General features: G+C 64.2%; 9 protein-coding genes. 6 read left to right on the top strand and 3 right to left on the bottom strand.

The window, feature by feature from the left end; genetic code table 11:
- Nucleotides 1-640 precede the first annotated feature (640 nt).
- From BM252_RS09260 to BM252_RS09250, 3 genes are all read left to right on the top strand, one after another.
- Nucleotides 641-2,005 (top strand): sensor histidine kinase, encoded by a 1,365-nt coding sequence (locus BM252_RS09260; RefSeq protein WP_093386590.1) that lies wholly within the window; start codon nt 641-643, stop codon nt 2,003-2,005.
- A gap of 80 nt (nt 2,006-2,085) precedes the next feature.
- Nucleotides 2,086-2,847 carry a LytR/AlgR family response regulator transcription factor gene (locus BM252_RS09255; RefSeq protein ID WP_093386588.1) on the top strand — a complete coding sequence of 254 codons (762 nt, stop codon included), beginning with the start codon at nt 2,086-2,088 and terminating at the stop codon, nt 2,845-2,847.
- A gap of 129 nt (nt 2,848-2,976) precedes the next feature.
- Nucleotides 2,977-4,173, top strand: coding sequence for a PAS domain-containing sensor histidine kinase (locus BM252_RS09250; RefSeq protein ID WP_093386585.1), 1,197 nt, complete (start codon nt 2,977-2,979; stop codon nt 4,171-4,173).
- 81 nt (nt 4,174-4,254) lie between these two features.
- Here BM252_RS09250 and BM252_RS09245 read toward each other — a convergent pair whose 3' ends face one another.
- The 3 genes from BM252_RS09245 to BM252_RS09235 form a co-directional block, all read right to left on the bottom strand.
- Nucleotides 4,255-5,199: a porin gene (locus tag BM252_RS09245; RefSeq protein ID WP_093386583.1), complete on the bottom strand. Its 945-nt coding sequence runs from the start codon at nt 5,197-5,199 to the stop codon at nt 4,255-4,257.
- A gap of 179 nt (nt 5,200-5,378) precedes the next feature.
- Complete coding sequence (locus tag BM252_RS09240) at nt 5,379-6,029, bottom strand: class I SAM-dependent methyltransferase (protein WP_093386580.1); 651 nt, start codon at nt 6,027-6,029, stop codon at nt 5,379-5,381.
- A gap of 41 nt (nt 6,030-6,070) precedes the next feature.
- Nucleotides 6,071-7,012, bottom strand: coding sequence for a CysB family HTH-type transcriptional regulator (locus BM252_RS09235; protein ID WP_093386578.1), 942 nt, complete (start codon nt 7,010-7,012; stop codon nt 6,071-6,073).
- 267 nt (nt 7,013-7,279) lie between these two features.
- Between BM252_RS09235 and BM252_RS09230 the strand changes: the two genes are divergently transcribed.
- The 3 genes from BM252_RS09230 to BM252_RS09220 are packed head-to-tail and all read left to right on the top strand — an operon-like array spanning nt 7,280 to nt 10,284.
- Nucleotides 7,280-8,968, top strand: a complete 1,689-nt coding sequence (locus BM252_RS09230) for a nitrite/sulfite reductase (RefSeq protein WP_093386575.1) — start codon at nt 7,280-7,282, stop codon at nt 8,966-8,968.
- Nucleotides 8,961-9,557, top strand: coding sequence for a DUF934 domain-containing protein (locus tag BM252_RS09225; RefSeq protein ID WP_093386573.1), 597 nt, complete (start codon nt 8,961-8,963; stop codon nt 9,555-9,557). The genes BM252_RS09230 and BM252_RS09225 overlap by 8 nt, the downstream gene beginning before the upstream one ends.
- Nucleotides 9,558-9,567: 10 nt before the next feature.
- Entirely contained in the window at nt 9,568-10,284 is a 717-nt protein-coding gene (locus tag BM252_RS09220) for a phosphoadenylyl-sulfate reductase (protein ID WP_093386570.1), read from the top strand.
- Nucleotides 10,285-10,299 lie beyond the last annotated feature (15 nt).

Below are 10,299 nucleotides of genomic sequence, written 5' to 3'. Positions count from 1 at the left end.
TAATCTCTGTTACTTTGACACTTTCGTGCCACCCTTATTGCTAAGGGGTCGCTCACTCAAAATACTGACAGGCCACTTCTTGCGAAGCGTCCTATTTCATTACTTCTTGTGAACATTTGATATTTTAAGTTGACGACTTCCGAAGAAGCCGCTGCACTTTCATCAAACATCCACACTTATCGACTGTTAATTGTTAAAGAACTTTATTCGGTACTGCCTGCAACCGGGCTTTCAACCCTTGACAAATCGTTTTGTTTGTCAGCTGCGAAGAAGGAAGAGTATGCAGCGTTTCGGCCATTTCGTCAACCCCCTACTTTTCCCCGCTTCACTCTGCGCCACGCTGTTTTGCGCGCTCCGTTCTGCGGGGAGGCGAACTATAGCAAAGCGGCGCTAGCTGCGCAAGGCCTATTCCTCCGCTATCGTCGCGCGACAAGGCACGCCGCGCAGTCCGACGCCAGCCACGCCGTTCCACCCCCCGTTTCTTGCAGACTGTCGCAATCGCATGGCTGCCCGCCAAGCGTCGGCGTAAGGTTGCATCATTCCAATATCCTTTGTGGCGGAAGCAAAAACGGGGCGGGCGCGGTTTGCGTTCAGTTACACTCCCCGCCTGCACTCCACGACATAGTTTCGAAAGCCTCACATGTTTTCTCAGTCCAACATACAAGACACCATCAAGACCGTCGCGGCATGGCTGCACCGGGGCTTTGATACGACGGCGACCTGGGTCACCCAATTATCATGGTGGAAATTTTTCCTGTTCGCCGCCCTGATGCTGATCGCCGGCTCCATTCTGCAGGAGGAACTGTTCTCCTCCAGCCCCGACGAGGAAGCCATCGCCCAGGACAGCAAGCGCGCCAACAAGCGCAGCGGCGAAACCAACATCCTGATCGACGACAGCGGCATCCATTTCAATCCGCGCGGCAAGGTGCGCAAAGATGGCCGCCCCGGCCCGGCGGCCAGCACCGGCACAGCCCCGGCGGACGAGGCCGCCAACGGCAAGGACGACGGCGCTACTAATAAGAACGACATCGACAATCCCCCCGCGATTACCGAAGCCCGTACCGAGCCGCCCGCGCCTCCGGCGCCAGCCGCGAATCCGGCCAACGCCGTCCCGCCCGCGCCGCCTGCGCCTCCGGCGCCGCCGTCGAGCGAGGAAGTCCACATCGACCTGCCGCCGCAAATCGGCGAAGAATTGTCGAACGCCATCGAAGAGGCGGTCGACGACGCCGCCGAGCAGAAGGTGTCGCGCTACCACAAGCAAGCCTCGACCTGGTTCACCAGCTTCGTCTCCCTGCTGGTACTGGCCCTGTTCGGCACCAAGGCCCTGATGGGCGGCAAGAAACGCGCCGAGGCCGAAACCATCACCGCCAACGCGGCGGCCGAGCGCGAATCCATGCAGCGCCAGCTGAGCGAGGCGAAGATGCAGATGATGCAGGCCCAAGTCGAGCCGCATTTCCTGTTCAACACCCTGGCCTCGGTCGAGCACTTGATCGAGACCGACCCGCCGCGCGCCTCGGCGATGCAGCGCAGCCTGATCAAGTACCTGCGCGCGGTGCTGCCGCAGATGCGCGACAACGCCCTGATCACCAACCTCGGCCGCGAGGCCGACATGGTGGTGGCCTATCTGAACCTGTTGAAAATGCGCATGGAGGAACGCCTGCACGTCGATTTCGACGTGCCCGACGGCCTGCGCACGGCCGCCTTCCCGCCGATGATGTTGCAATCGATGGTGGAAAACGCCATCAAGCACGGACTGGAGGCGAAACCGCAGGGCGGCAGCCTGAAAGTGCGCGCCGAAGTGGCGCATAATAGACTGCGCGTGATTGTCGCCGACGACGGCATGGGCTTCGGCGCCGTGCCCAGCGACGGCACCGGCCTGGGCCTGCTGACCATCCGCGAGCGGCTCAAGCTGCTGCACGGCGACCAGGCCCAGCTGAACATCACGGCCAACAGCCCCAGCGGCGTCATCGCGACAATCGAGGTGCCATATCAACTTGCCAAATAAAAGCAACAATCAAAGGTAAAGATTGATTATTAAATCGATTCATTGAATAATTAATACTTACTTTTTACAACTTTACCACCATGCCAACAGCAATCATTGCCGACGACGAACGTTTGATGCGCGACCAACTGCGCATGCGCCTGGGCCAGGTGTGGCCCGAGCTGGAGATCATCGGCGAAGCCAAGAACGGCGACGAGGCGGTCGACCTGGTCGACCAGCTGAAACCGGACTTCACCTTCCTCGACATCCGCATGCCCGGCAAGACCGGCATGGAGGCCGCCGCCGTGATCGGCAACAAGAGCCACATCGTCTTCGTCACCGCCTACGACGCCTACGCCGTCGAGGCCTTCGAGCGCGGCGCGGTCGACTACGTGCTCAAACCGCCCGAGCAGGAGCGCCTGCAGATCACCGTCGACCGCCTGAAGACGCGGTTGGCCACGCCGGCCGCCGACATGAACGCCAGCGTCACGGCGATGCTGTCGCAGTTGGCCGAAAAGATCACCGCGCCCAAGCCGAGCTATCTGCAATGGATCCAGGCCAGCATCGGCCAGGACCTGCGCATGATCCCGGTCGAGGAGATCCTGTTCTTCCGCTCCGACGAAAAATACACCTGCGTGCAGACCGAGCGCTACGAGGCGCTGATCCGCAAGCCGGTGCGCGACCTGGCCGAGGAGCTCGATCCGGCGCTGTTCTGGCAGATCCACCGCGCCACCCTGGTCAACGTCAACGCCATCGAGGGTGTCACGCGCGACATTCGCGGCCGCCACCTGGTGATGATCAAAGGCAAACCGGACAAGCTCGAGGTCAGCCGCAGCTTCCTGCACCTGTTCAAGCAGATGTGAGCCGGGCGGCGGCGGCCGCCACGGACGCCGCCGCCATCCGCCCTGCGGCACATCAAGCCGCCCCGCCGCCAATTGGATTAGTGTGCTCTCTTACGGCCGTCCCCGCTCCGGCTGCGAGGACGCACGCCCATGAACAAATCCGGCAAATTCAAACTGCTGCCCGCCCTGCCCTTCGTGGCGGCGGCGATGATGTTGGCAAGCCGCCTCTACTACCGCTTGGCGCGCCCCCTGCGGCGCGCCGGCAAGCTGGTCGAGACCGAGCAAAACCGCAGCCGCAGCATCATCCACAACGCCAGCGACGCCATCATCTCGACCGACGAGTCGCAAACCATTCTGGAGGCCAACCCCTCGGCCGCCGCCATGTTCGGCACCACGGTGCAGGCGATGGAGGGCGCCGCGCTGCAGCAATTCATTCCGCGCGAGCAACGCATGTCCGGCGAGCAGGCCGCCGTGTCCTATTTCGGCGCCACCGGCATCCACCTGCGCATGAAGGGCCGGCGCGCCTCCGACTACGCCGTGACCGGGCTGAAGGCCAGCGGCGAGCTGTTCCCGCTGGAGGGCTCGATCTCCAGCCAGACCGAGGAGGGTCGCCCGATCTACACCATCATCCTGCGCGACATCACCGAGCGCAAGCAGGTGCAACAGCAGCTGGAACACTCCTACACCCAGCTGCGCGAGCTGTCGGCGGCGCTGCAGACCATCCGCGAGGAGGAGCGCACCCACATCGCGCGCGAACTGCACGACGACCTGGGCCAGCTACTGGCCACCCTGCGCGTCGACTTGAACCTGCTGCAACAGCAGCCGCCCGACAGCGCCGGCGCGCGCAAGCTGCAACAAAGCATGGACGGCCTGCTGGTCACCGCCATCACCTCGCTGCGCCGCATCGCCAGCAACCTGCGCCCGCGCGCGCTCGACGAGGGCGGCCTGTACTTCGCCCTGCAAACCCTACGCCAGGAGTTCGTCGAACGCCACGGCATCGACTGCGAGCTGCACGCCGACGAGCAGGAGCTCACGCTGGACGACGCCTACAGCACGACCATTTTCCGCATCGTCCAGGAGGCCTTGACCAACATCGCCCGCCACGCCGAGGCGCGCCGGGTGCAGCTGGACCTGCACCGCATCGACTCCTCCCTGCTGATCACCATCGAGGACGACGGCCGCGGCATCGCCGAGGGCGACATGGACAAGGCCACCTCCTTCGGCCTGATCGGCATGCGCGAGCGGGTCTGGGCCATCCACGGCGACATCTCGATCAGCAGCGACGGCAGCCGGGGCACCAGCATCGCCATCCGCCTGCCGCTGCCGCCGAGGGCCGCGCCGGCCTGAGGCAGGTTGAAGCAACGCGGCCGGACCAACAAAAAAAGCGCTCCGGGGAGCGCTTTGGTTTCCTACAAGTCCAGCCGAAGCTTAGAACTTGTGGGTGATGCCGACCTGGTAGGAGGTCAGCGACTTGACGCGCTCGCGGCCGGCGTAGCCGTAGACGGCGGTACGCTTGGACAGCGAGTAGTCGTAGCCGAGGCCGAATTCCTTGACGGTGTCGAGGTCGTTGACCTTGTTGTTGCTTTGCTTTTGCTTGCCGTACACAGCCTTGGCTTCGCCGCCGCCGATGGCGTAGCTCAGGCCCACCAGGTAGGATTTGAATTCGCCGGTGGCGGCCACGTCGGTGTCACCCTTCGAGTAGGCGGCCGTGACTTTGGCATCGCCGAACTTGTAGCCGCCGCCGACGGTCCACAGCTTAGGCTCGGCCGGGGTAACGGTGGCCTGGACCGCGCGCTGGTAGCCGGCGTGCAAGCTGACCGGGCCGTTGTCATAGGTGACCAGGCCGGCGTAGCCGGTGTCGGCGCCCTTGACTTCGCTCAGCACGGCTTGCGCGCTGACCACGAAACCCTGGAAGCTCGGGCTGTTGTAGGTGATGGCGTTGGCCACGCGCGAGGCGCCCACGCCGCCGCGCATCATCACCTCGTTGACCTTGCCGACCACGCCGTCGGCGCCGAACGGCTCGACGCGGCCCTGCGCGCCGTCGATCAGGTCCTTGGTGCGGCCCATGTAGACGGTACCGAAGCTGCCCTTCAAGCCGACCCACGATTGACGGTCGAACAGATTGCCCTTTTGCATGCCGGTGTCGGCCAGGATTTCGCTTTCCAGGTTGAAGATCGCCTGCAGGCCGTTGCCCAGTTCCTCGGAACCCTTGAAGCCCAGACGCGACGCATGGTTCTCGCGCTCGACCGTGGTGCCATTGGTGGTTTTGGCCAGACCGAGGTCGACAACGCCGTAGATGGTGACGTTCGACTGCGCTTGCGCCGAAGTGGCGAATGCGCCGATAACCAATGCTGCCAGAGTAATTTTTTTCACTTGATGTTCTCTACTTGAAGTTAATGAAGATGAAACGCGTTATGAATTCACCGGGCGAATCTTGCCTATCAAATACTTCAACAATATGACATCGACTACTTTGTTGTTTCCAAGCAGCAAAATGCACAACAGCCGCTCGGGGCGGCTGTTGCGGGTGTGGCGGGTGCCGGCGCGCCGGCTTACTTCAGCCGGCAGCTCAGGATGTAGTAGTACTCCAGGCGTTCGACGCGGGTTTCGCGCGCCGCCGTGGCCATCTTCTTGCGCAGCGCGCTGTCGGTCGGGTAGTTCTTCAGCACCTCGTAGCGCTGGCCGTCGGCGGCCAGGCGGATCTGGAAGGTGTTGCCCTCCAGGTCGGTGCGGGCGAACACCGTGCTGACGCCGTCGACGTAGGTGTTGTCGAGCAGCACGATCAAGACGTCCTTGCCCAGCTTGGCGCGCAGGCCCTTGAGGAACTTCTCCTGCTCCTCGCGCTTGACGTGCGACCAGAAGCCGGCGGCGAACACGGCCGTGTAGCGGCCCGGGCTGTCCGGCAGGGCGAAGGCGTCCATCTGGCTGAACTCGACGATGTCCTCGTCCAGGCCGCGCTCGCGCGCCAGCGCCAGCATTTCCGGGCAGAAGTCGATGGCGTGGACCGAGGCGGCCACGTCGGCGATGGTCTCGGTCCAGTAGCCGGTGCCGCAGCCCAGCTCGAGCACCTTGTGGCCCTCGAGGGCGCCGGCGATCATGTCGTGCAGGTCCTCCAGGTCGTCCTCGCGCTCGGGCTGCTCGTACACCTCGTCGTAGGTGGCCGCGCTGACGGCGTAGTACTGGGCAAGCTGGTTGGTAATCATGTGGGACTTTCTTATCAATTCAGGTAATGCAGGTGCATGCCTTACAGTTCGTAGTGGTCTTTTTCCCCGCTCATGGCCTGTTCGATCAATTTGCGGTTGAGCGTGGGGGCCAGCAGTTCAATAAAGGTGTAAATATAGCTGCGCAGATAGGCGCCCTGCTTGACGGCGACGCGCGAGACGTTCATGCCAAACAGGTGGCCGACTGGGATCGCGCGCAGGTTCTTGTCGCGCTCGGCATCGAAGGCCATACCCGCTATGATACCAATCCCCATGCCCAACTCGACATAAGTCTTGATGACGTCGGCGTCGATGGCCTCCAGCAGCACGTCCGGCTTGAGGCCGCGCAGGCCGAAGGCGTGGTCGATCTTGCTGCGCCCGGCGAAGGCGCCATCGTACGTGATCAGGGGGAAGCCGGCAATTTCTTCCAGCGACACCGCCTTCGATTTCAATAGCGCGTGGTCGGGCGGCACCACCACCACGTGCTCCCACTGGTAGCACGGCAGGGTGATCAGGCCGGCGATGGCGGCGATCGACTCGGTGGCGATGGCCAGGTCGGCCTGGTCGCGCTGCACCATCTCGGCGATCTGCTGGGGATTTCCTTGCAACAGGGACAATCTTACCTTGGGGAACTTCAGCATGAAGGCCTGGACCACCCTGGGCAGGATGTAGCGGGCCTGGGTGTGCGTGGTGGCGATGGTAAAACTACCACTATCCTGGGCCGCGTATTCCTTGCCGATGCGCTTCAGGCTGTCGATTTCCTGCATAATCAACTCCACCGACGCCAGCACCAGGCGGCCCGGCTCGGTCAGGCCGCGGATGCGCTTGCCGTGGCGGGTGAAGATGTCGACGCCGAGCTCCTCCTCGAGCTCGATGATGGCCTTGGACACCCCCGGCTGCGAGGTGAACAAGGCCTTGGCGGCGTCGGTCAGGTTGTAGTTCTGGCGTACCGCTTCGCGGACGAAGCGCAGTTGGTGAAGGTTCATTGCAGGTCGTGGCCCCGGTTTCGCGTCTCGAACGTCTTAAAAATGTTTTGCGCCCATGCTTATACCCATTACGTATATAAGCAAATAAAGACTATGTCGTTTGGAATAAAGACGAAGTTTATTACTATTGCCGCTAGTTTGGGGATGCGCGTGCGATTCAATTGCCGCCCGCGCCGCGCCGCAGGGCGCCGCCGGGTCGATTTTGTGGCATTTCCAACTACACTGTAATGTGCCGGCAGCCCAGTAAGCGACCATTTTAGGAACGATATGTACCATTACGACCAGTACGACCACCTCATCGTGCGCGAGCGCATCGCCCAGTACCGCGACCAAGTGCGCCGCCGCCTCAGCGACGAGCTGAGCGAAGCCGAATTCCTGCCGCTGCGCCTGCAAAACGGTCTGTACATGCAGCGCCACGCCTACATGCTGCGCATCGCCGTGCCCTACGGCCTGCTGTCGTCCAAGCAAATGCGCATGTTCGCCCACATCGCCCGCAAGTACGACCGTGGCTACGGCCACTTCACCACGCGGCAGAACATCCAGTTCAACTGGATCAACCTGGAGCAGACGCCGGACATCCTGACCGAGCTGGCCTCGGTGGAGATGCACGCCATCCAGACCTCCGGCAACTGCATCCGCAACACCACCTCCGACCCCTACGCCGGCGTGGCCGCCGACGAGATCATCGATCCGCGCCCCTTCGCCGAGATATTGCGCCAGTGGAGCACCTTCCACCCCGAGTTCATCGCCCTGCCGCGCAAGTTCAAGGTCGCCATCAACGGCGCCGAGGAGGACCGCGCCGCCATCGCCGTGCACGACATCGGCCTGACCGTGGTGCGCAACGCGGACGGCGAGGTCGGCTTCAAGTTCATGGCCGGCGGCGGCATGGGCCGCACGCCCATCCTGGGCAGCGTGATCCGCGAGTTCCTGCCGTGGCAGCACCTGCTGACCTACACCGAGGCGGTGATGCGCGTGTACAACCAGTACGGCCGCCGCGACAACAAGTACAAGGCCCGCATCAAGATCCTGCTGAAGGCGCTGGGCGTGGAGGAGTTCACCCGCCAGGTCGAGGCCGAATGGGTCGACCTGAAGGACGGCCTGGAAACGCTGACCGCCGAGGAAATGGCCCGAGTGAGCGCCTACTTCGTGCCGCCCGCCTACAAGGATCTGGCCGCCATCGACCCGGCCGCCCTGCACGCCGACAACAAGGCCTACACCAACTGGCTCAAGCGCAACGTCAAGCCGCACAAGCGGCCCGGCTACGCCGCCGTGGTGCTGTCGCTGAAGAAGACCGGCGTGCCGCCGGGCGACGCCACCGCCGAGCAGATGGACTTCGTCGCCGAACTGGCCGACCGCTATTGCTTCGGCGAGCTGCGCGTGACCCACGAGCAAAACCTGGTGCTGGCCGACGTCGAGCAGTCGCTGCTGTTCCAGCTGTGGCAGGAAGCCAAGGCGCACGGCCTGGCCACGCCCAACATCGGCCTGCTGACCGACATGATCTGCTGCCCCGGCGGCGACTTCTGCTCGCTGGCCAACGCCAAGTCGCTGCCGATCGCCGCCGCCATCGCCGAGCGCTTCGACAACATCGACTTCCAGCACGACATCGGCGAGATCGAACTGAACATCTCCGGCTGCATCAACGCCTGCGGCCACCACCACGTCGGCAGCATCGGCGTGCTCGGCGTCGACAAGGACGGCAGCGAATGGTATCAAGTGTCGATCGGCGGCGCCCAGGGCAACAATGCGGCCATCGGCAAGATCATCGGCCCCTCGTTCTCCTCGCTGCAGATGCCGGAGGTGATCGGCCGCCTGCTCGAGGTGTATGTGCGCGAGCGCTACGAGGACGAACCCTTCGCCGCCACCGCGCAGCGCCTGGGCATCGCGCCGTTCAAGGAACATGTGTACGCCACGCCGATCAAGGCGGGCCAACTGGTGGGTGAGGATGAATATGTCTGAAGCAAAGAAAAACCTGATCATCAAGCAACGCAGCGTGGTCGAGGACGACTGGCAGGTGCTGCGCCTCGAGCTCGCCGAGGGCGCCGCGGAAGGTGCCGAAGCGCAAGACCCGGCCGGCCTCGCCATCCCCGCCGGCAAGGTGATCCTGCCGCTGCCGGTGTGGCAGGCGCAGGGCGCCGCCCTGGCCGGGCGCGTCGCCGCCGGCGAGATCGCCGTCTGGCTGGCCAGCGACGAGCGGCCGGAATCGATCAAGGACGACCTGGCCAAGTTCGCCCTGGTGGCGGTCGACTTCCCCAAGTTCACCGACGGCCGCGGCTACTCGATCGCCTACAACCTGCGCAGCCGCCTCGGCTACGCCGGCGAGCTGCGCGCCATCGGCGACGTGCTGCGCGACCAGCTGTTCTCGATGCAGCGGGTCGGCTTCGACGCCTACGCCACCCGCCCCGACCGCGACATCCACGAGGCGCTGAAGGGCCTGTCCGACTTCTCCGAGACCTACCAGGCCTCGGTCGACCAGAAGCAACCGCTGTTCCGCCGCCAGCCGCGCGACGTGCGCCCCGACGGCAGCGATGTCGGCTCGGGCATCTAGGGGAGACGCCATGGACGACCTGACCACCCTGATCGCCGCCACCGAAGCGACGCTGCAAGGCATCGCCGCCGACTTCGCGCCGGCCGTGTTCGCCTCCAGCCTGGCCGCCGAGGACATGGTGCTGACCGACCTGATCCTGCGCGCCAAGCTGCCGATCGGCATCTTCTCGCTGGAGACCGGCCGCCTGCACCCGGAAACGCTGGACATGATCGAGCGCATCGAGTCGCACTACGGCTACCGGGTCGCGCTGTACCGCCCGCAGCCCGAGGCGGTCGAGGCCTACGTCGCGCAGAACGGCCTGAACGCCTTCTACAACAGCGTCGAGATGCGCCGCGAGTGCTGCCGCATCCGCAAGGTCGAGCCGCTCGGCCGCGCCCTCGCCGGCCAGCGCGCCTGGATCACCGGCCAGCGCCGCGCCCAGTCGAGCACCCGCGCCGAGCTGCACGTGCAGGAGGACGACCCGGCCCACGGCATGGTCAAGTTCAACCCGCTGGCCGACTGGTCCGAGCAGGACGTGTGGAACTACCTGCGCGACCACGGCGTGCCCTACAACGCGCTGCACGACCAGGGCTACCCCTCGATCGGCTGCGCCCCCTGCACCCGCGCCATCGAGCCGGGCGAGGACGTGCGCGCCGGCCGCTGGTGGTGGGAGAACCCGGACTCCAAGGAGTGCGGCCTGCACATGGTCGACGGCAAGCTGATCCGCATCAAGTCCGTTGCCGCATAAGAACAGAGCCGGGCG

Origin of the sequence: Rugamonas rubra (assembly GCF_900114705.1) — a bacterium.
Taxonomy (GTDB): Bacteria; Pseudomonadota; Gammaproteobacteria; order Burkholderiales; family Burkholderiaceae_D; genus Rugamonas; species Rugamonas rubra.
The sequence above is the reverse complement of the archived record's forward strand: the minus strand, read 5'-3'. Positions and strand labels throughout refer to the sequence as shown.